The following is a 22,327-nucleotide window of genomic DNA, read 5'->3' as shown; positions in this document are numbered from 1 at the left end:
GGGCACCGCCGGCCGGCCTTCCACGGGGGCGTGTCAGGGGCGCGCGGGCGCCTCGGCGGCCGCGGGTGCCACGGAGCCGGCCGGGCGGGTCAGGAGCGGCGGCGCCGGTCCCGGGCCACGGTGGCGGTGCCGGCCACGACGGCCACCAGGACGGCGGTCACGCCCATGGCGTACGTCGCCAGCCGCGCCCTGCGCTCCTGGGGGGTCTCGCCCAGGGTGAGGGCCGCGGGCCGGGGCGCGGTGACGCCGGCGGCCGGTCCCCGGTCCGGGGTGACCTTGTCGATGGGGCGGCCGGCGTCCTCCTGCAGGGCCCGGACCGGGTTGACCACGCCCCAGCCGATGTACGGGTCGTGGCCGTCGATCACCCGGTCCGCGGTCTGCTGGATCTGGGTGACGATCTGGTGCGCGGTCCAGGTGGGGTACCGGGCCTTGAGCAGGGCCGCCACGCCGGCGACGTAGGGCGCCGAGAAGGACGTCCCGTTGTCCGCGCAGTGGCCGTACCCGGGCACGGTGGAGATCATGTCCACCCCGGGCGCCGCGACGTCGATGAAGTCGCCGCTCTGCGAGAAGGGCGCGCGTTCGTCGTTGCGGTCGGAGGCGGCGACGGCCAGGACGCCGTCGTAGGCGGCCGGGTAGGTGTTCTTCCGCTTGCCGTCCAGGCCGTCGTTCCCGGCGGAGGCCACCACGACGATGTCCCGCTCCACCGCCTCGCGGACGGCCCGGGCCAGGTCGGAGTCGGCGGACAGCGGCTTCACCGTGTCCTGGGAGATGTTGATGACGTCGGCCTCGCGGTTGATGGCGTGCCGGATGGCGGTGGCCATGGTCCGGGTGGTGCCCTTGCCCTTCTCGTCGTTCTGCCGGATCGGGATGATGGTGGCGCGGGGTGCCAGTCCCACGAAGCCGGTGCCCTTGCGGGGCCGGGCGGCGATGATGCCGGCGGCCTTGGTGCCGTGGCCGACCTCGTCGTGGGTGGGGTCCTTGGCCTTGCCCTTGCCGAGCAGGTCCAGTCCGGCGGCCCGGTCCACCGCGTCGCGCAGCTGCGGGTTGCGGTCGTCCACGCCGGTGTCGATCACCGCGACCCGGACGTTCTCCCCCCTGGTGTCGCGCCACAGTTCGTCGAGCACCACCCGTTGCAGCGCCCAGGGACGGGCCTTGTACTGCTCCTTCATGGGGTACGTGCACTCCCCCACGCCCGAGAGGGCCGGGCCGGCCGGCGCGGCGGGGGCCGGGCCCCGGGCCGCGTCGCCGGACGCGGGCGGATCGTCGGTGGGGCCGGTCCCGGAGGCCGCGGCGCAGGCCGTCAGGAGCAGGGCCGCGGTGAGCGCCGCGGGCCGGTTCGTCTGCCGCATGGTCGTCTCCCCCCTCCGTCTCAGGAACCCTGCGGCTGCTGGGCGCTGTTGGTGTCCAGGCGTGGCCCGCGGGAGAGGAACTGCGACCACCGGCCGGGGACGGGCACCGGTTCCACGTCCTTGTAGCCGAGGCGGATCCGGGCCTCGCCCTCCTTGGGGCCGGTGGCACCGTCACGCTGCGCCCCGGAGCCGATCTTCGACTTCCCGGCGCTGCTGTCGCTGTTGTTCTGCACCGCGTAGCGCAGTCCGGTGTCGGTGACCAGGAACAGGGAGCCGGACTCCGACTGGTCCCCGGCGACCTGGCGGTAGAGGAGGCCGGTGCCGGGGGTGACGTAGGTGCGGCTGCCGCCTTCGACGATGGTGGCGGGGAAGGCGGTGCCGGCCCAGGTGCTCAGCCGGGTCGCGCCGCGCGGGCCGACGTCGCGGAGCACGCTGCACACGGTGTCCCGGGCCCCGGCCCCGGACGGGGCGTTGACCTGCCGCACCGCCTGCCGCGGCCAGTCGCGGTCGCCCTGGAAGACCACGGCGCCGGACCGGGTGGCGCCGGGATCGACGCCCTTGGGGCGGCCCGCCTGGTCGAGCCGGTTGGACGCCTCCGAGCCGAGCAGCAGCCGGGCGGTGAAGTCGGAGACCGGTGCCACCTTCCCGGGCAGCACGACGTACTGCTGGGGGCCGGCGCCGGTCTCGGTGCGCAGCACCATGCCGACCCTGTCCTCGTCGGGGGTGAGGCCCGGCACCCCGGCGCGGGTGCCGACGGGGGCGGGCAGCTCCGGGAAGGTGACGGGGTCACCGGTGTGCAGCGTCGCCAGCCAGTCGTCGGTGACGTGCTGCGGGCGGCGGTTGCCGACCAGCGCCTTGAGCAGCAGGTCGTTGTGGCCCGCGGTGGCGGCGGGCGCGTGCCGGCGCCATTCGTCCCCGCCGACCAGGTACTTGGTGCCGGCCGCGTCCACCAGGTAGCGGGCCTTGGTGCGGGCGCTCTCCACGTAGAGCACCTCGCCGCCGCGGAGTCGCTGCTGGCCGTCGGTCCGCCGGTCCGCCTCCCGGGCGGCGAAGACGAAGGTGGCCTCCTGCACCGTGCCGCCGTTGCCGCCCGGCTGCTGGCACACCGCCCAGCGCTTGGCCTTCCCCGCCTCGCCCGGGGCGGGCAGCCGGTCCGGGGCGTAGGGGATGCCGAGGGTGGGGCCGTGCGGGAGGTCCCCGCTGTCCAGCACCTTCTCGTCGACCTTGATGACCTTGCCCTTGCCCGGGTCCAGCAGGAGTTTGGCGGAGGCGAGGTTGAGGACCGGGTGGAGCTGCGCCTTCTTGTTGGTCACCAGGACCACGTAGCGGGTGGTGGAGTCGCTGCCGATGATGACGTTGGTGGCCGGTTTGTCCCAGCCCTCGGGTGCCTTGGGCTTGAACATCCCCCACGCCCCGAAGCCGGCGAGGATCAGCGCCCCGACGATCATGCCGGGCAGGACGGCGCGCAGCGGCCGGGGCGCGCCCTCCTCGGTTCCGGCGGGTGTGGGCTGGAGGAAGGCGGCGATCATCCGCTTCTTCGCGTAGGTGTAGGCGTTGAGTTCGTCCCGCCGCGATGCCATCGGTTCGTCTCTCCCCCGGGCCGTGTTGGTCCAACCGGCCCCCTACTATGCCGTGTACGAGTCACCACGGTGCGTGCGGGTCGGTCACAGCCCGTCCCGACGGGAATTCGGAGGGTCAGGACGACGTTGTACGGACGGACGCGGCGGGGGCCGCGGGCCGGCCGGGTGGGTCCAGGGGGTGGCCGCGCCGAGGGCGCGGCCGGGGAGACGGCGGTTCGAGGGGGAATGCGGGATGGCAGCGGGAGCGCGGGGCACGGCGCCTGCGGCACCGGGTGGCCAGGGCACACCGGGGGGCCCGGACGCGGGTCCGCGGCCGGCCGGCCGGCGGAGGGTCAGGTCCGCGCGCCCGGGGCGCGGCAGGGAGCGGGGCGGTCGTCCCCCGGGCCGGCGGTGCTGCGGGTGGCGTCGCGCCCCGGGCGGTCCGGTGCGCTGCCGTTGCAGCAGATCGTGCTGGTGGAGCTGGCGGCCGCGCTGCTGCTGGTGGCCTGGGTGACCGACCGGGTGCTGGTGGTCCCGGCCGCGGTGGTGGCCGTCCCGCTGGTGGGCCTGGCGGTCCTCCGGCGGCGGCGCCGGTCGCTGCCGGAGTGGCTGGGCACCGCGCTGGCGATGCGGCGGCGTCTGCGGCGGGCGCGGAGTTCGGCGGTCCCGCCGGACACCGACGCCGGGCTGGTGCCCGCCGTCGAGTGCGAACCGGCCTTGCGCACGTACGCCTTCCACGACCGGGAGCGCCGGCCGGTGGGGATGATCGGGGACGGCACGTTCCTGACGGCGGTGCTCCAGGTCGAACCGCGGGACGCCGCACTGCGCCCGCCGGGCGGCGAGCGCGGGCTGCCGCTGGCGCTGGTGCACGACGCGCTGGAGGTGGACGGCATCCGGCTGGAGTCCGCGCAGATCCTGCAGCAGACCCAGCCCGCCCCGGCGGCGCACCTGCCCCCGCAGGCGGTGGCCACCCGCAACTACGCGCCGCTGCAGGCCGGGACACGGGCGCCCGCGGTGCGCCTGACCTGGGTAGCCCTGAAGCTGGATCCGGAGCTGTGTCCGGAGGCGGTGGCGGCGCGCGGCGGCGGGCTGGAGGGGGCGCAGCGGTGTCTGCTGCGCGCCGCCGACCAGTTGTCGAGCCGGCTCACCGGGGCCGGCTTCCGGGCCCGGGTGCTCAGCGAGGACGGGGTGGTCGCGGCGGTGGCGGCGGCCGCGTGCGCGGACCCGATCGCGGCGGCGTCCGCCGCGCAGTCGGGTGGCGCGGGGCGGGCGGGCACGCCGGTGCGGCGCACGGTGGAGACGGCGCGTACCTGGCGGTGCGACGACCGCCGGCACACCACGTACTGGCTGGGGCGCTGGCCCCAGTTGGCGGCCGGGTCCGCCGGTCCCGCCGGGGAGGGCTCCGGCCCGGTGCCACTGGCCGGGCTGGTCTCGTTGCTCACCTCGGTGCGGGTGCTGGCCACCACGTTCAGCCTGACGCTGAGCCGGGGCGGCCGGCACGAGGCGGTCGTCTGCGGTCATCTGCGGATCACCGCCCGCAGCGACGACGAACTGGTGCAGGCCAGGCGCGAGCTGGAGCAGCTGGCCCGCGGCGCCCGGACGGGGCTGGTCCGGCTGGACCGCGAGCAGGTGCCCGGGGTGCTGGCCACACTGCCGCTGGGAGGGACACGGTGATGTCGGTACCACCGCAGGGCCACGGGATCCCGCCGGGGGCCGCGGCGACCCCACCGGGCGGTACGGGAATGCCGCCGGGCGGCACGGGAGCCCCGTCCGGTGCCGCGGGGACGCCGCCGGGCGGTACGGGGACACCGCCGGGCGGTGCGGGGACGACGCCGGGCGGTGCGGCGGGCCCTTCCGGTACCGCGGGAGGAGCACCGGGGGCCGTGGGGCCCCCGCCCGGCGCCGGTGCGGCTCCGCCGGGCGCCGTGGGTCCTTCTCCGGGCATCACGGGGGCGCCGTCCCCGACGTGGGGAAGTCCGCCCGGTGCCACGGCGTTCCCGCCCGGCGCCGGTGCGCCGGCGGGAGGCGCGATGCCACCGTACGCGCCCGCGTCGGCAGCGGTCCCGCACGCCCCGGCGCCGTCCCCTGCGGTCCACGCACCCGCGCGGCCGGAGCCCGTTCCGGGCCCGGTGCCCGGCGCGGGGGACGGGCCGGAACCGGATCCGGAGCGCGAGCCGCACGGGCGGCGCGGGGCCCGGCTGGGCTTCGGGCTGCTCGGGCCGCGCCGTGCCCGGCACGGGGTGTCGCTGGACCAGCTCTCCACCCTCACCCTGCCGGTGGGCGACGACGGCGTGGTCGCCGGGGTGGACCCGGAGGGACGGCCGGTGCTGCTCGGACTGAGCCGGCCGGCGCCGTTCGACGTGGTGCTCGTCGGTGGGCTGTGGACGGCGCAGATCCTGGCGCTGCGCACGGCGGGGACGGGTGCGCGGGTGGCGATCGAGACCGGGCGCGCGCAGTCCTGGGCCCCTCTGGTGCAGGCCGCGGGAGGCGGTCATCCCTGCATGGTGACGCACGAGGTGGGCCGGGTCGGGCCACAGGGCGCCTCCGTCCGGGGCCCGGTGCTGGTGGTCCGCGACTGCGGGGTACGGCCACCGCGCGGCAGGGTCACCGCGGCGCCGTGGCAGTCGGTGCTGACGCTGCTGCCGTATCTGAGCCCGGCGGCACCCCGGCTGCTGGAGCACGCCGCGCTGGTGGGGGTACAGCGGGTCTCCCCCGACGAGGCGGAGGAGATAGGCCGCATCATGGCCCTGCCGCGGGAGGACGTGGCGGCACTGCCGACCCTTCCGGACTGGGTGACCCTCTGGTGCACTCCGGGGCGTCGCCTGTATGTGTCGCTGCAGGCGACCGACGCCGAGTCAGGTCTGCTCGGGGCACCGCGCCGGGTGGACTGACCGTCGGCGGGGCGTGGGCCGAGGGGTGGGCGGGCGGGCCGACGGTCGGTGGGCCGTGAGCCGAGGGTCGGCAGCGGGCGGACTGACGGTCGGCGCGGGTGGTCGGCGGTTTCACCGATCAGGGCCCCGTCAGCTCCGGTCCGCAGTAGCCGTTTTGGCGGGTATGACCGCCTGTGATCCGCGGCCGACGTGTTGTGAGCCGAGAGACGGCGGGCCCTGAGCCGAGGGACGGCGCAGGTGGCCGGCGGTTTCACCGGTCAGGACCCCCGTCACCTCCGGTCCGTCGTAGCCGTTTTGACGAGTATGACCGCCTGTGGTCCGCGGTCGGCGGAGAGTTCCGTGGTCGTGGTGTGGTGACCCCGGGGAGGGTGCCGGCGGTCGGGCAGGAGGCGGGGACGGGCCTGCCCTCTTGACGCCCGCCGTGATTAGTCTTGTTGTGCGCGGTGGAGAACCCGCCCACAGGCACCGGCGTCCTGGAGGGGAAGGCCGAGCAGTCGGACGTCCGACGGTACTGGGCGGCCCCGCCACGACATTTTCAAGGTGCTCGACCACACCAGGAGGCATTGTGAGCAGCGATCGGGACGAGATCCGCACGGGCGGAACCACACCCGGCGATGATCGGTCCGACGCGGAGGCCGAGCACACCGGCGAGTTCACCATCGACTACAGCACGCCCTCCTGGTACACGCAGGACGCCGCGTCGTCGTCGGCCGCTTCGCCGGGTACGGCTTCCGGAGCCGGCCCGGTTCCGCCCCCGCCGCCCACCGGGAGCCCGGCGCCCTTCCCCGGGACGCCGGAGCCGGACGCCGCCCCGCCGGCCTGGACACCGCCCCCGGCCGCGCCCGAGCACGTGCCCGGTGGCGCGGTTCCGGCCGAACCCGGCGGCACCGGCGGTACCGGTGGCACGGGCGGTTCCGGTGCCACGGGCGGTTCCGGTGGCGCGGGCGGTACCGGTGGCGCGGGCGGTACCGGTGCGGCGGCAGCCGCCGGCGGGGAGTCCGCGGGCCCGGACGGGAGTGCGAGCGGTGCGGACGCGGCGGACCGGAGCACCCCGGAGAGCGCCGGCGCCGGTCAGGACGCCGCGGGCACCAGGGCCCCGCGGGACAGAGATGCCACGGGTTCCACGGACGGCGCCCGGCCCGCTGCCGCGCGCGAACCGGGCCGCCGGACCCTCGACGAACTCCTGGACGCGGTGTCGGCGGACTGGGACCTGCTGACCTCCACCTCGGGCAGCACCTCGGGCGGCACCTCGGCCTCCGCGTCGCCCGGGGGTGCCACGGCACAGGGCGCCGCGGCCGACGAGCGCCCCGGTGCCGGCGCCGACCGCGCCGCGGACGCCGCTCCGGGTCACCGTACGGACGGGCCGGCGGACGCCGAGAGCGGTTCCGGCGACGGTACGGCGGGCTCCGGTGGCACCCCCGACGGCGGCCGTGACGGCACCCCGGTCCCCTCGCCCCGGACCGGCGGGTCGCCCCGGACCGGTGAACAGGACGCCGACGGCGACTACGCCGTGGTCATCGTGGGGGACCGCGCCGACGACCGGTCCCAGGACGACGACGCCTCCGGACCGGAGCCGGTGGCCGCCGACTCCTTCTCGTTCGGCACCGCCGAGACGGGTGCCGGCCGGGACGGCACGCCCTCGGAGGCCGTCCCGGACGACGCACCCGTCGGCACCGGGCGGGACGGCTCGTCGTCCGGCACCGGTACCGGCGGCACACCTGCCGGCGCCGGCCGGGACGGCGCGTCCGCGGACGCCGGCCCGGAGGACGCGTCCTCCGTCGCGCGGGACGACGCTCCGGCCGGGGCGGGCAGCCGCGCCACCATGCGCTTCTCCAGCGCGGCGCTGCACCGGCAGATCGCCGAACAGGCGGCGCCGGGCGGCGCGGACGTCGGGGCGAACGGGAGCGGGCCGGCCGGTCCGGACAGCGGCCCGGCTCCGGACGGCACCCTGCGCAGTGAGGGCACCATGCAGTTCTCCGGCGCCGCGCTGCGCCGGAAGGTGGCCCAGCAGCAGGCGGCGGCCGCCGGTCCGGCGTCCGGTGCCGAGCCGCAGGACGCCCCGCCGCCCCATGGTCCGGGTGACCGGCCCGCGGCCGCCTGGACGCCGCCCCCGGTGCCGCAGGGCGGACTGCCGCCGCTGCCGCCGGACTTCGAGCCCGCCACGCCGGGCACGGGCGGGGCCGGAGCGGCTGCCGCCCCGGTGGATTCCTGGCCCCCGGCACCGCCCCAGCACGGTGGTGCGCCCCAGCACGGTGGTGTCCAGGCGCCGGGGCCGGTGGCGGGCGGCGCGCCGGACCCGGCACAGGCCGGCGGCGGTTCCCTCGCGGGCCAGGCCGGGTCCTGGCCGCCTCCGGTGCCGGACGCCCGGGGCGGGGCCGGTCCGGCGGCGGAGAGCGGTCCGCCGCCGGCTCCGCACTCCCCCGCGGCGGCCGGTGGGTACGGCTTCCCCCAGCACCAGCCGTACCCGCAGCAGGGCGGGCAGCCGGTACCGGGCGTGCCCGGTGGCGCGCCGCCGGCCGCCGGAGCCCCCGCTCAGCCCGGCCCGGCGGGCGGGCAGCCGTTCCCGCAGGCCGGACCGGCGGCGGGCCCCGTCCCGGCCGGGCCGGACGCACCGCCTCCGCCGGGGGGTTACGGGTTCCCGCAGGCCGGTGGGTACCCGGGGCAGCAGGTGCCCGGCGCCACGGACGGGCGGGCGCCGGAGCAGGCACCGGGCCAACCGGGTCCGGCCGGTGCCGGTGCCGCGCCCGGATACGGGTATCCGCAGGCCCAGGGCGCGCCGCAGGACCCGCGGGGCGGGGCGGCGGAGCAGTCCGCCGGCGCGCCCACGCCGTACCCGGGGCAGCCGGGCGGGGCCGGTGCCGCGCCGGGAGCGGACGGTTACGGCTATCCGCCGCAGGGTCCCGGGGCGGCGCAGCCCGGTGCCGGGCAGCCGGCCGGGCCGGCGGACCCGCGCGCCGGCGGCTGGCCCGCCGTCTCCGCCGAGCAGCGCCAGCGGTCCGCGCAGGCGGCCGGTGCGCCGCTGGGGTACACCGCCGCGGTGGAGCTGTCCTCGGACCGTCTGCTCCGCAGCAAGCCGAAGCCCAGGAAGCACACCCCGGGCGGTTCGCGGTTCCGGATCGGCGGCAAGAAGGAGGAGGCCGAGCGGCGGCGGAAGCTGGAGCTGATCCGCACACCGGTGCTCTCCTGCTACCGGATCGCGGTGATCAGCCTCAAGGGCGGCGTCGGCAAGACCACCACCACCACGGCTCTGGGTGCCACCCTGGCGACCGAGCGCCAGGACAAGGTCATCGCGATCGACGCCAACCCGGACGCCGGTACGCTCGGCCGCCGGGTGCGGCGCGAGACGGGAGCGACGATCCGGGACCTGGTGACCGCGATCCCGTACCTCAACAGCTACATGGACATCCGGCGGTTCACCTCGCAGGCGCCGTCGGGTCTGGAGATCCTCGCCAACGACGTGGACCCGGCCGTGTCGACGACGTTCAACGACGAGGACTACCGGCGCGTCATCGAGGTGCTCGGCAAGCAGTACCCGATCATCCTCACCGACTCGGGCACCGGTCTGCTGTACAGCGCGATGCGCGGGGTCCTGGACCTCGCCGACCAGCTGATCATCATCTCCACCCCCTCGGTGGACGGGGCGAGCAGTGCGAGCACCACCCTCGACTGGCTCTCCGCGCACGGGTACGCCGACCTGGTGTCCCGGAGCCTCACGGTGATCTCCGGGGTCCGCGAGACCGGCAAAATGATCAAGGTCGAGGACATCGTGTCGCACTTCGAGACCCGCTGCCGCGGTGTGATCGTGGTGCCGTTCGACGAGCACCTGGCGGCCGGCGCCGAGGTGGACCTGGAGATGATGCGGCCCAAGACCCGGGAGGCGTACTTCAACCTCTCGGCCCTGGTCGCGGAGGACTTCATCCGCGCCCAGCAGGCCCAGGGGCTGTGGACCGGCGACGGTTCCGGCCAGCCGCCGCCGCACCTGGCGCCGCCGATGCCGGGTCAGGGACAGGGACAGCCGGGGGCGTACGCGCCGGGACAGCCCCAGCCGGCGGCCCAGCCGGGAACGGGGGCGCAGCCGGGGCAGCAGTACCCGGCCGGACAGCAGCCGTACCAGCCCGGCCAGGCGTACCACCCGCAGCAGCAGTACCCGGGATACCCGCAGGCCGGGGCGGAGCGGCCGGGTACGGCGCAGGGCGGCTGGCAGCAGCCCGCGCACGGCGTCCCGGACCAGGGCGGGCAGGCCGCGGCGGCCGGGCACGGCGGTCAGGTGCCGGGGCAGCCGTACGCGCCGCAGCAGGGCCAGGGCTGGCCGCCCCAGCCCGGACAGGAGGCCCGGCCCGGGCAGCAGCCGGAGGGGCCCGCCCCGCAGCAGGGCGGCGAGCCCGCTCCGGGAGACGGCTACGGGTTCCCGCAGCCGCCGGCGCCGCCCCGGTCCTGACCTTCGGTCAACGCCGGGTCCCCGGCAGGCTCTCCGCCTCTCGCCGGCAGCCGTCGTCCCACCGTGGCGGCGACGGCTGCCGACCGTGGTGGCCCGGTCCGGGACCGCGGAGATCCGGAGCGGGGCCCCTGCGTCGGGGCTCAACCGCCGTCGCCCGCCCGGGCTCCGGTCCCCGCGCGGCCGGCCTCCCAAAAGCTTCGTCGTCGGGCCCCGACCGGAGCCGGACGGGCCGTCGCAGTCGCACCGGCACCCAACGCCCGACGTCGGGCCCGGCCCGTGCCCGACGGCCCGTCACCGGATGCGGCCCGTGCAGCGGTCCGTACAACGGTTCGTCGTCGGGCGCGGCCCGGTGCCGACTTCCCCGGCCGGCGCGGGCAACAGAGGGGCCAGTGGGGCCGGTTGGGCGTGGACGGGTCCACCGTCGGTCGGCAGAAGGTGGTGGTGCTCCCCCGGCGGTACGGGCGCCGCGCGGTGCACGCCGGAGGTCGGGACCGGACTCCGGTGGCCGGGGACGGTGGTGCCACATCCGGGACCAGGCGCAGACGGGTGGAGGGCGGTGGGCCGGTGCCATGGCACCGGCCCACCGCCCTCCACCATGCGATCGGGCGTCCCGCTCGCTGGCGCCCGGGTCCCGCTTGCGCGCGGGTCCCGGTCGCGTCAGGGTGCCACGGGTCGCGCGGGGCTCACTCGGCGCGCTCGGCGCCGGGGTCCGTCCCCGCCCCGGAAGCCGCTTCCGGGCCGGAGTCCGGCTCGCTGCCGGGGGCGGTCCCGGAGTCCTCGGCGGCGGTGTGCGCCTCGACCAGCTCCCGGGCCCGCTTCACATCGATCGCCATGCGCTCCAGCAGCGCCTCGATCGAGGCGAACTTCTCCTGGCCCCGCAGGTAGGCGAGGAAGTCGACCTCGACATGGAGGCCGTAGAGGTCGAGCCCGACCCGGTCGATCGCATACGCCTCGACGGTCCGCTCCGTCCCGTCGAACTGCGGATTGGTGCCGACCGAGATCGCCGCCGGCATCTTCTCCCCGTCGGCCGTCAGCCACCCGGCGTAGACGCCGTCGGCCGGGACCGCGGTGTGCGGCAGGGTCTCCACGTTCGCCGTCGGGTAGCCGAGTTCCCGCCCGCGCTGGGCACCGCGCACCACCACGCCCTCGACCCGGTGCGGACGTCCCAAGACCTCCATGGCCCCTTCGACGTCCCCCCGCGCGACCAGGGTGCGGGCGAGCGTGGACGAGAAGGGCTCGCCCCCGCCGGCCGTACCCCGCTCGTAGAGGTCGATGACCTCGACCTCGTAGTCGTAGGTGGCGCCCAGCTGCTGGAGGTAGGCGACGTTCCCGGCGGCCCGGTGCCCGAACCGGAAGTTGGGCCCCTCCACCACCAGCCGGGCGTGGAGCCGGTCGACCAGCACCTTCACCACGAAGTCACCCGGGGCGAGCTGGGAGAACTCGGGGGTGAACGGGATCACCAGCACCGCGTCCACGCCCAGGTCGGCCATCAGCTCGGCGCGCCGGTGGTGCGGCGCGAGCAACGGCGGGTGGCTGCCGGGGCGCACCACCTCGCTCGGATGCGGGTCGAAGGTGACCACGACCGCGGGAACGCCCAGCTCACGCGCCCGGCTCACGGCGCGGCCGATGATCAGCTGGTGCCCGCGGTGCACCCCGTCGTAGGAGCCGATGGTGACGACGCTGCGTCCCCAGTCCTCGGGGATGTCCTCCAAGCCACGCCAGCGCTGCACTGTGCCCGCTCCTCGCCCGAACCTTTGTCTGTCGATTTCAGCTCTAAGACTGCCATGCCCGCGGCCCGGGTCCGGCATCGGCCAGCCCCGTCATGGTGCGACCCGCGTCTCATCCCCGCGATCACCGGCCCGGCACACCGCCGCCGGCCCTCGCCGGGCCGGTCCGGCGGGTCCCGTACAGCGCTTGACGCCCCCGGCGGCCACGGTACGGCCCGGGCGGGGCGGGCGGTACCGCGCCTCGCCCTGCCGGGTGGCCGGCGCGCCGTACGATGCGCCCCGCCGCCCGTACGGTCCGGCCCGCCGCCCGTGCGGTGGAACGCGGGCCCCCGCACACCGGATACCGGCCGGGCGCGGCGTCCGGCCCCCGGATCCCTGGGCTTCCGGGCTCAGGGCTCCCGGACTTCCAGGCTTCCGGACTCCTGGCCCCGACGCCCGGACTCGCGGGCACTTCCGGCGGATCATCCGGCGCGCCCGCGTTCCGGACCGCGTCGCACCGGGGAGCCGCCCGCTCGCGCCGAGGCCACCGGCCGTTCAGGGTCGATCGGCCGTTGGGAGCCGCCACCGGCCGTGCCCTGGTGCCCCGCGGCCCTCGACGGCCCGCTCATGCCGGGGTGCCACCGGCCGGGGTTCACATGGCACCGGCCGCGCCCGCCCCGCTCCGCCGTTCCGGATCACCGGCCGGGCCCGGCCCGCCCACCGTTCGAGCCACCGGAGATGCCCGGGAGGCGACCGCCGTTCCCGGCGGCTACCGGCCGTCGCGGGGGCCGGCGGTCGGGCGGGGGCCGGCGCGGTCGTCCGGGTGGGCGCCGTCCGCCGCGGCACCGACCAGCCGGCCGGCGTCCGCCGGGACCGGGCGCGGCTCGCCCCCGGGGGTTTCCGGCAGCATCGCGTACCGGGACGCCACCACCGGGCCGGGCGCCGCGCCGAACACCGTGCCGGCCGGCACCGGTGGGCGGGCGTCCGGCGTCCGGGCGCTGTTCCGGGCCAGTTGCTCGCACTCCTGCCGGGCCGCCGTGCCGAGGACGCCGGCCCACCGTTCCGGTGCGGAGGCCGCCCAGCCGCACACCAGCCGGGCGAACCCCGGAACCTCCCGGGCCAGCCGGACCAGCCGCAGGTCGAAGCAGCGCGCGCCTTCCGGGGTGCGGGCCAGCAGGGTGCCGACGCGGTGCACCAGGTCCCGTGTACGGTCCTCGCCCCGCTCCGCCGCCCCCTCGGCCGCGGCGCGCAGCAGGGCCGTCAGGACCGCCGCGTTGCCGCATCCCGCCGGGGGCCAGGCGTACGCGTCGTACCGCTCACGCTCCAGCAGCGCCGTCAGCAGGTCCTCGCGCACCGCCCGGGCGTGCGGCGCGCCGGGGGCCGCGAGGACCGGGGCCAGCGCCCGCCGTACCTCGGCGGGCCGGCTGCGCAGCAGTTCCAGGACGAACGGGCGGAGGTCGCCGGGCACCGGCGGGCCTTCGTCCAGCCGCCGGGCCACGAACGCGGCGGCGTGCCGCGCGCCCCACGGGCCCCGGTCGGCCACCTCCGCAACCAGAGCGGTCACCCGGGCGGCCGACGCCGGCGGGCGGACCTCCGCCAGCGCCCGCAGCAGCGGTTCCGCCGCCCCGCCGTCCCGGTCGATCCGGTCGCGGAAGGCGGCGAGCACCGGCTCCGGGTGGGTATCCACCGCGGGGAGCAGCGCGGTCGGCGGCAGAGCGGGGTCACCGGCCGTGAACACCTCCAGGGCGCGCGGCAGATGGCGGGTGCGGGTCGCCGGGTCCCGGACCAGGAGGGACAGGGCGACACCGTGCGCCGCCCCCTCGGCAGGGCCTGCGAGCAGGGCGAGCGCGGCCCGCCGCAGCCGCTCGCGGTCGGTGGCCCGGTGCGCCCCTTCGGCGGCCGTGGCCGCGTGACCGACGGCGGCGGCCCGCCGTTCCGGCCTGGGGTCGTGCGCCCAGCGCTCCACCGCCCGGCACAGTGCGGCCGGCTCCTCCGCGACGAGTACGGCGAGCAGTTCCGCGGCCCGCGGGTGCCCGGACCCGGCCAGCGCCTCGACGAGTCCGTCCGTCGCCCGGTCGCGGTGGGCGTAGAGGAGGGCCTGGGCCGCCGCGGCGACGGTGGGCGGCCGTCCGGGGGACGCCGCCCCGGTGGGGACGAGCGGCCGTTCGTCGGTGAACCAGCGGCACAGCGCCGGCTGCACGGTCCGCGGTTCATCGGCGAGCAGCGCCGCCGCGGCCTGCAGGAAGCGGTACCCGGGGCGGGCGGTGGCGGAGCCGGTCCCGGCCGAGGCCTCACCCGCGGGCCGGGCGGAGCCCGCACAGCCGGACCGGGCGGGACCGGGGCCCTGAGAAGGTCGGTCGAGGACGTCGCCCTCACGGCCCGGCCGAACGAGGCCGGCGAGGCCGGCGGAGCCGGGCCCGGCGGGCCGGGTGGTCGCGGCGGTGTCCGGCTGGGCGTCCGGCGCCGGGCCGACCCGGGCGGTGGCGGCCCCTCTCTCCTCCCGCCGGGCCGCGCCCGGGGCCGGAGCATCCGCCGGCAGCAGCAGCCGGAGCAGCTCCATGCGGTCTTCGACGGCCAGCGGCAGCCGCAGCCAGAACCAGGGGCCGAACTCCTCGGGCACGGCCGGTACCGCCCCGGGCCGGGAGCGCTCCGGTGGTGCGGCGGGGACCGCGCCCGCGCGCTCGGCGAACCGCCGGGCGAGCCCGGACAGGACGTCCAGATACGGGGCGGCATCGGGCACCCGCAGCACCGTCTCGCCGAGCAGATGCGCGGCCCACCACGCCGGGCCCGGGTCCGGGCCGGGGTCCGCCGTCTCCCCGGACATACCGGATCCCGGCGCCCCGGGCAGGTGGGACACCACCACGTCCGCCAGGGCGGCGAGATGACGGGCGAGGGCGGCGGGGCCGCGCCGACGGGCGACCAGCAACAGTGCCACCACCACCGGGCCGATCCGGTGCCGGGGCACCGGCAGCGTCCGGGGCCCGGACGGTTCACCGGCCACCTCCGGACCGGCGCGGCGGGCACACCCGGGGCCGGCCGGAGCGGGGACGGCGTCCGGGCCGTCGGACGAGGCGCTGCCGCCGGGTGCGGCGGGGCCGGTGGACGCGGGATTGGCATCCGGGCCGTCGGACGGAGCACCGCCGCCCGGCGCGGCGGAGCGGGCGGTGGCCCGGTCGGGGGCGTGGCCCGCGTCACGGCCGGCGGTGGCCCGGTCCGGAACGTGGCCGGCGTCGCGGCCGGTAGTGGCCAGGTCCGAAACGCCGCCGGCCTCACGCCCGACGGTGGCCCGGCCGGGAACGCGGCCGACGTCACGGCTGGAGGCGTGGACGGCGGTGGCACGGCCGGAGGCGTGGCCGGCGTCATGGCCGGGGGTCCGGCCCTCAGCGGGAGGGAGGGCGTGGTCGTGGGCGGGGCCACGGGCGCCACCGCCTTCGGCCGGTCCCCGGGCCGGGTGGTGACCGTCGTGCGCGACGGGCTGCCGTGGCACCCGGGCCCGCCGCCCCGGGGCGGCCGTCCACCCCGTCGGCCCGGCGCCGGACGGGGGTACGGCACCGGACGGGCGTACGGCGGAGACATCCGGCGAGGAGGACGGCCGAGGTGCCGGACGACCCCCGTCCCCGTTGCGGGGGGCCGGTGCGGTGAACCAGGGCTCCAGGTCCCGGGGGTCGATCACCGGCGGGGGGCCGGCGTCCGGATGGCGTACACCCCCGCCCGCGAACGTGGCGCCATGGTCTCCCGAACGGTCGAGGTCGACGGAGCGTGCGTCGGCGGCCCCGCTCCACGCGACCGCCGCCCCGGGCCCGGCGGACGCACCGGTGAACGGTTCCTCGACGGCCGGAAGGGCACGTTCCGCAAAGGAGCGGCCGGCACCGGGGGGATCGCCGCCGGCCGCCGAGCGGTCGTCGCCACCGGGGGCCGCGCCGTGGGCCGGAACGCCCTGGTGGCCCGGACCGCCGTCGGCGACCGGAACGCCGTCGGCGACCGGGCCGTGGTCGGCGGCCGGATCCGGGCCGGCGGCGGGGCCGCATCGGACCAGGTCGTGGCCGCCGGCCGGGACCGGGTGGGCGGCCGGCTCCCGCTCCGGGCAGTGGGGGGCGGCCGGAGCGTCGTCGGTCGAGGGACCAACGCCGGGTGGCGGAACAGCGCCGCCGGCGGGCCCGGGGACGCTCACCGGGCCGGCGGGGGCGGGCGGCGGCGCGGCCCCGGCTTCCGCGGCCGGATCCTGCTCGGCACGGCGGCGCCGCGCCCCTCCGTCGGGGCCGGGCCCCGCCGGCTCCGGGGGGACGTTGCGGGTGCTCGGGTCCCCCGCCGCCCGGTCCGGATCGCCACCGGCGAGTTCCGCGGCGGCTCCCCGGTGCGAGCCACGAGGGTGGACCAGGGCGTCGAGCGCGGCGTCCAGATCCAGGTGCGTGCCCTGCAGCCAGTCCGCGAACTCCTCGTGGGCGAAGCGGAAGCCGCTCCCGGCGGGCACCAGCAGCTCCTCGGTGAGAACGGCCGACGCCCACCCGGTACGCCAGGGGAAGATCTCCTCGAAGGTCTCCCGGTCCAGCTCTCCCTGCCCGGGGCCCAGGCAGCGGCGCGCCGCCTCGTGGACCTGCCCGGCGACCTTCGCCGCCAGCCGCCGCACCACCGTGCCGCTCACCGGCGGGTTCCGGGCCGCCACCAGCCGGACGGCGATCCGCAGACACACCAGATCGAGGTGGGCGGCGAAGATCTCCCACCGGTCGGGCGGAGGTACGGCGGGAACGGCGTCGCGCTCCCCGTGCGGTGGCCGCCCGGCCCGGCCGGCCGTGCCAGGTCCGCCGCCCTCCGGCCCACCGCCGGTCTCCCCCGTACGCTCCCGGGAGCCGGTGCCGGGCCCGGTGAGTGCGGCGCGGATCTCGGCCAGGAGGCGCAGGGCGAGCGGATGGCGGCGGTCCCGTTCGGCCAGGGCTTCGGCGGGGAGCCCGTACCGCGCCCGGGCCACCTCCGCCTCCCGCGGTGACAGATCGCCGAGCCGGACGCAGTCGGGCAGCGGGCGGCCGAGCGGAACGGGGTGTCCGGTGTGCCGCCCGGCCACGTCCTCGGTGCGCCGCGACGGGCGGTACAGGGCCTCCGGCGGGAACAGTGCGCCGGCCCGCTCCCAGTACTCGGGCCGGCAGGCGATGACGAGCCGGACGTCCGCCTCCCGCAGCCATGCGGCGGTCTCCGCGACCCATCCGGCGAGCCGGTGGGCCAGCGATGGGGGCATCTCCTCGGGCGCGTCGAGGAGGACGAACAGCCGGCGGCCGGCTTCACGGGCACAGGCCGCCACCGCCTCCGGGGGGACGGCGGCGAGGTCGTGGACGGGGGACGCCCGGTCGGCCGAGGCGACGATCCGGCCGGCGGTGATCAGGGCGCGGGCCACCGCGTCCCGGACGCTCCGGTCCCCCGCCCGCAGCTCCGCGCCCCTCAGGCGGATCGTCGGGGCGGACGCGGAACCGCGGGACCGGCGGGCGGCCAGCGCGGACAACTCCGTCGACCGGCCGGTTCCGGGATCGCCGACCAGTCCGAGAACGGTCCCCCGGCCCTCTTCGGCGAATCGCCGGAACTCCTCGGCGACCGTATGCCGTTCGACGTGGGCGGCATCCTCCGTGGCAACTGCGAGGTCCGGCTCGGGATCCTGGCCGCCGCCCCGAGCGGGACCGGCACGACCAGGACCGGCACGACCGTCGGCGCACCTGCCGACGACGGGGTTCGCGAGCCCCGCCGGACCGGACGGCCCCGCGGAATCCGCAGAAGCCGTTGGCCCGGTGGGACCGGTGGGGCCGGTGGGCCCGGTGGGACCGGTGCGAGCCGCGGAAGCCCTGGGGTTCTCGGAAGCCGCGGTAACCGTGGGGCCCGTAGGACCGGTGGGCGGTGCCGGGGGACCGGGCGCCGGGTCCGCCTGCTCCGGCCGGCCGCCGCTGCCTGCGTCGGTACCGGAGCCGGGGGTCGGGGTCGGAGCTGAGGACGGGGTCGGGGCCAAGGCCAGGGGCCAAGGCCGAGGCCGGAGTCGGAGCCAAGGCCGGAGTCGGAGCCAAGGCCGAGGTCGGGGCCACTGCCGGTCGCGCCCACCGCCGTGCCGCCCCGGCGGACCGTGGACCACGGCTCCCCCGCCCGCCGCGGGCCCCTGCCCCGCCGTCCGTCCCTCCTCGGCGCCGGCCGCCCGTGCCGACCGTCCCCCGTGGTCCTGCGGGCCCGTCCGGTCCCGGTCGTACGGCTCCGGACCCGCGCCCGCCCGGGCCTCGCCCTCCGGGCCGCACGGGCCCCGGCCGCCCCGCTCCTCCTCCCCGGTCTGCGCCCCCTGTCCGTCGCCGCGCCGCTCGGGGCTGCGGTCCCCCCGGTCGTCGCCCCGGGTGTCCCGGCTCGGGCGCCCCGCACCGCCGTGCTCGCGCCCACCCCGGCCATCGACCGTCCGGAGCGGACCGCCACGGCGGAAAGCGGCCCCGCCCGCACCACCGGGACCAACGTCCTCCCGGTCGGCCCGGTACGGCCCGTCCGGTCCGTCCTGGCCGCCCCGGCTGTCCTCCGCCCGGGCCGCCGCCCCTCCGTCCGGGGCGGGCGCGGTCTCCCGTACACCGATGACCGACGCCGCCCGCCGTACGCCGGCGGCGGGCGCCACCGTCCGTTCGCCGGCGTACGGCGCCGACGGCGCGCCTCGGCTGTCGCCCGGTCCGGAGGCCGGCGGCCGGGTGCGCCGGCGGGAGGGGGCCGGGGGGCGGCCCACCGGCCGCCAGTCCACCGGGCCCACCGCCCGGGCGGCCTCCCACGCCCCGCCGGCCGGGCCCGGTGGGGTGAGGGTGGCCGCGGTGAGACGGAGGACGCCGGCGAGGTTGAGGTCGGGCCCGTAGGCCGGCGCGGAGTCACCGTTGCGCTCCAGCACCGCCGCCAGCGGGCCGTCCGGATCCGCCGCCGCCACCGCGCGCAACGGGATGCCGAACACGGCGGCCCGGTGCCCGGTTCGGAGCGCCGTGCCGAGGACCGCGACGACGGAACCGGTGCGGGCGTCGAGCACCGGGCCGCCGGCCGCCCCACCGGCCGGCACCGGCTCCGCGGGGCCGCCGGGCCGGTCCCGCTGGCCGTCCAGGCGCAGCTCCAGCGCGGTGGCGATCAGCCGGAACCGGTCGGTGGCGGCGTAGGTGACGGGGCGGGCGGCCAGTGCCCGGGCGGTCAGCCACCGCTCCGCCCACACCAGCAGCGCCGTGCCCGGCGCCGGTGTCCCGCCGGAGGCCACCGGCAGCGGGGCGAGGGGCAGCCCGCCGGTACGCACCAGGGCCAGGTCGGCGTCCGGGAGCGCGGTCACGGCCCCGGACTCCAGCACCCGGGTCAGACCGCACCGGGTGGTCAGCACCAGCCGGGCCAGGCCGTCCACCGCCTCGTGGCTGGTGACCAGGGTGCCGTGCCCGTCGGCGAGGAACCCGACCCCGCGAGGCCGTCCCGCCAGGTCGCGAATGCGCACCAGCGCCCGGTCCACACCGTCCGGTGCCGTCGCCATCCCGCACCCGCCTCCGCTCCCTGATCGCGCACGGGTTCGTACCCTTGTGCCCCTTCCGTTCCGACGGTAGGCAGTCGGTGATCAGTGGGACAGGTCCCACGGTGAACGCGCCCCCCTGCACCCCCAGGGTTCACGTCGAGCGCCTGCACGATGGGGTGAATATGCGACACGACACGGATAAGTGGTGTGGTGGGCCAGGGCGAGAATCGGCCACCCCGTGCTCGGCCGCCGGAGCGCCCCGACCCGCCGGCCCCCCACTTCGCCGGCCCACGCTTCGGCCGGCCGGCCGCCACCGGCTCCCGCTCGCCTCCGGCCGCCTCCCCCGCACGGCGGCCGGCGCTTCCAGCCCGGCGGCGCGCGGTACGCCCCGCCGCGCCGGCGCCGGCTTCCCACCGCGCTGCCGCCGCTCCACATGGCCCGGCCCCCGCTCCCCGTCCCCCGCCGGTACGACCTCTCCGGCCCTGCGGCGCGCGGCATCCCGGCCGACTCTCCACGGCCCCGCCGACTCCACCGAACCGCCGCCCCCACCACCCCGCTCGCGACTCGGCCGGTGTGCGCCCCGTTCGGCCGCACCTCCCCGGCCCTCAGCCCCGTCCCAGCCAACGCCGGCCCCTGCCCCAGCCCCGCGCACCGTCCCGGTGCTCCTGGGCCCCGCCCGGGGCGTACGGCACCGCCCTCACACCGTCACACCGTCGCGGCGGCCACCGCGGCGCCTGCCACCGGCCGCACCGGGCCACGCCCACCACCGGCCGCATCGCGCCACGCCACCGGCGCCGCCCCGCGCACCCTGCCATCCGGCGCTCCGCGACCCCGCCCGCCCCCCGGACCACTCCCTCCCACGGCCCGTACCCGGCGCGCCGGCCCCGCCGGCCCCGTCCACTCCGCGGCTCACGTGCCGACCGGCCCCATCCCTCGCATCCCCACCCCCCGCACCCCGGCGCACGCCCGCCTCCGTACTCCCCCCGCCACGCAGCGCACCCCGCCCCACCGGTCGGCCGGGTGGCCGATCCGGTGGGGCGGGGTGGGGCGGGCGCCGGGCGGGCCGGCGCGGGGGAACGGGCGGGAGGTCAGGCGAGGACGGCCAGGCTCCTGGCCCTGCCGCCCTGCTCCTCGATGAGGGCGAGGAGGCTCCCGTCGGGCGCGAAGACCGCCACCGGGCCGGCCGGGAGGCCGGGGGTCGCGATCCGCACGCCGTTGCCGAGCAGCCGGGCCTGGTCCTCGTCCACGTCCCAGCGGGGGAACGCCGCGGCGGCGGCGTCGGCGATCGGCATGACCTCCAGCGCCTCCTGGTGCTGGTCCAGGGTCAGGGCGTCCGCCAGCCCGTACGGGCCGACCCGGGTGCGGCGCAGGGCGGTCAGGTGGCCGCCGGTCCCGAGCGCGGCACCGAGGTCGCGGGCGAGCGCCCGGATGTAGGTGCCGGAGGAGCAGACGACGGTGATGTCGAGATCCACCACCGGGGTGCCGTCCGGCGCCACGGTGTCCCGCCGCTCCCGCAGGGTGAACGAGGAGACGGTCACCGGGCGGGCGGGGAGTTCGAACTCCTCGCCCTCCCGGACCCGGGTGTAGGACCGCTTCCCGTCGATCTTGATGGCGCTGACCTTGGACGGCACCTGCTGGATGTCGCCGGTCAGTCCGGCGATCGCCGTCCGCACGGCGTCGGCGTCGAGGGCCGTGGCGCCAGCGGCGGCGGTGATCTCGCCCTCGGCGTCGTCGGTCACGGTCGTCTGGCCGAGCCGGACGGTGCCCTGGTACTCCTTCTCGGTGAGCGCCAGGTGGCCCAGCAGCCGGGTGGCCTTCCCGACCCCGATGACCAGCACGCCGGTCGCCATCGGGTCGAGGGTGCCGGCGTGCCCGACCCGGCGGGTCCGGGCGATGCCGCGCATCTTGGCGACGACGTCATGAGAGGTGAAGCCGGACGGCTTGTCCACCACGACAAGTCCGTCCGGCCCGGTTGCGGCGCGCTTCATTCCCCGGCCGCGCCGTCCTCGTCGTCCTCGGCCGGCTTGCGGTACGGGTCCGCGTCGCCGGCGTAGCGGGCGCCCGAGGACGCCTCCCGGACCCGGGCGTCCGAGGCCCGTGCCTGGTCCAGGAGGTCCTCAATGGTCCGGGCGGTCTCCGGCAGCGCGTCGGCCACGAAGGTGAGGGTGGGGGTGAACTTGACCCCCGCCGCGCGCCCGACCTCGGAGCGGAGGACGCCCTTGGCGCTCTCCAGGCCGGCCGCCGCCTCGGCGCGCGTCTCGTCGTCGCCGTAGACCGTGTAGAAGACGGTCGCCTCCCGCAGGTCGCCGGTGACCCGGGTGTCGGTGATGGTCACGTGCGAGCCGAGTCGCGGGTCCTTGACGCCACGCTGCAGTTTCTGGGCGACCACCTCCCGGATGAGGTCCGCCAGCCTCTTCGCCCGCGCATTGTCGGCCACTGGTCCGTCTCCTTCTTCTCTTCCACCATTGTGCTTCCGGCGCCGCCGACGAGGTCACTCGTCATGGTCGCCGTGGAACCGCCGCCGCACCGACAGCAGCTCCACCTCGGGCCGTGAGGCGACCAGGCGCTCGCAGCGGTCGAGTACGTCGTTGAGGTGCTCCGTGCTCCCGGAGACCACCGCCAGCCCGATCCTGGCCCGGCGGTGGAGGTCCTGGTCGCCCACCTCCGCCGCGCTCACCGCGTACTTGCGCTGGAGCTCGGCGACGATCGGCCGGACGACGGAGCGTTTCTCCTTCAGCGACCGTACGTCGCCGAGGAGGATGTCGAAGGACAGCGTCCCTACATACATGTGAGACAGGTCAAGCCACCTGTGGGGCCTCGTCCGGTGCCCTGCCGCGAACCGGCGGGGACACCGAAACCGTACACGCAACGGCCGGGGCCGATCGACGGAAATACCTCCGCCGACCGGCC

General features: G+C 77.9%; 9 protein-coding genes and 1 pseudogene. 3 read left to right on the top strand and 7 right to left on the bottom strand.

The window, feature by feature from the left end; translation table 11 throughout:
• Positions 1–89: 89 nt before the first annotated feature.
• Complete coding sequence (mycP, locus tag IHE55_RS22055) at positions 90–1,349, bottom strand: type VII secretion-associated serine protease mycosin (protein ID WP_197990598.1); 1,260 nt, start codon at positions 1,347–1,349, stop codon at positions 90–92.
• 20 nt (positions 1,350–1,369) lie between these two features.
• Positions 1,370–2,929, bottom strand: a complete 1,560-nt coding sequence (gene eccB, locus IHE55_RS22050; protein ID WP_197990597.1) for a type VII secretion protein EccB — start codon at positions 2,927–2,929, stop codon at positions 1,370–1,372.
• Positions 2,930–3,364: 435 nt separating this feature from the next.
• On the opposite strand from eccB, the gene eccE reads away from it, so the two are divergent.
• From eccE to IHE55_RS22035, 3 genes are all read left to right on the top strand, one after another.
• A complete protein-coding gene (gene eccE, locus IHE55_RS22045) occupies positions 3,365–4,582 on the top strand; it encodes a type VII secretion protein EccE (RefSeq protein WP_372442777.1) in 1,218 nt (405 codons plus the stop codon).
• 455 nt (positions 4,583–5,037) lie between these two features.
• Complete coding sequence (locus tag IHE55_RS22040; protein ID WP_307826776.1) at positions 5,038–5,799, top strand: hypothetical protein; 762 nt, start codon at positions 5,038–5,040, stop codon at positions 5,797–5,799.
• Between the two features lie 565 nt (positions 5,800–6,364).
• Positions 6,365–10,237 (top strand): SCO5717 family growth-regulating ATPase, encoded by a 3,873-nt coding sequence (locus tag IHE55_RS22035; protein ID WP_307826775.1) that lies wholly within the window; start codon positions 6,365–6,367, stop codon positions 10,235–10,237.
• A 683-nt stretch (positions 10,238–10,920) separates the two neighbouring features.
• Here IHE55_RS22035 and IHE55_RS22030 read toward each other — a convergent pair.
• The 5 genes and pseudogenes from IHE55_RS22030 to IHE55_RS22010 all read right to left on the bottom strand — a co-directional run bounded on the left by IHE55_RS22030 (position 10,921) and on the right by IHE55_RS22010 (position 22,205).
• Positions 10,921–11,967, bottom strand: a complete 1,047-nt coding sequence (locus IHE55_RS22030; protein WP_307826774.1) for a bifunctional riboflavin kinase/FAD synthetase — start codon at positions 11,965–11,967, stop codon at positions 10,921–10,923.
• Between the two features lie 2,032 nt (positions 11,968–13,999).
• Positions 14,000–19,438 (bottom strand): annotated as a pseudogene (locus IHE55_RS33240) (hypothetical protein); the annotation flags it as partial.
• A 1,067-nt stretch (positions 19,439–20,505) separates the two neighbouring features.
• Positions 20,506–21,405, bottom strand: a complete 900-nt coding sequence (gene truB / locus IHE55_RS22020) for a tRNA pseudouridine(55) synthase TruB (protein WP_197990595.1) — start codon at positions 21,403–21,405, stop codon at positions 20,506–20,508.
• Complete coding sequence (gene rbfA, locus IHE55_RS22015) at positions 21,402–21,854, bottom strand: 30S ribosome-binding factor RbfA (protein ID WP_197990594.1); 453 nt, start codon at positions 21,852–21,854, stop codon at positions 21,402–21,404. Before rbfA ends, truB begins: the two co-directional genes overlap by 4 nt.
• A gap of 54 nt (positions 21,855–21,908) precedes the next feature.
• Entirely contained in the window at positions 21,909–22,205 is a 297-nt protein-coding gene (locus IHE55_RS22010; protein WP_197990593.1) for a DUF503 domain-containing protein, read from the bottom strand.
• Positions 22,206–22,327: the final 122 nt, after the last annotated feature.

It is taken from the genome of Streptomyces pactum (assembly GCF_016031615.1).
Taxonomy (GTDB): Bacteria; Actinomycetota; Actinomycetes; order Streptomycetales; family Streptomycetaceae; genus Streptomyces; species Streptomyces pactus.
The sequence above is the reverse complement of the archived record's forward strand: the minus strand, read 5'-3'. Positions and strand labels throughout refer to the sequence as shown.

Coding starts and splice junctions, on each gene's coding strand:
- eccB (WP_197990597.1), bottom strand. CDS start 2,929: ATGGCATCGCGGCGGGACGAACTCAACGCCTACACCTACGCGAAGAAG.
- IHE55_RS22010 (WP_197990593.1), bottom strand. CDS start 22,205: ATGTATGTAGGGACGCTGTCCTTCGACATCCTCCTCGGCGACGTACGG.
- truB (WP_197990595.1), bottom strand. CDS start 21,405: ATGAAGCGCGCCGCAACCGGGCCGGACGGACTTGTCGTGGTGGACAAG.
- mycP (WP_197990598.1), bottom strand. CDS start 1,349: ATGCGGCAGACGAACCGGCCCGCGGCGCTCACCGCGGCCCTGCTCCTG.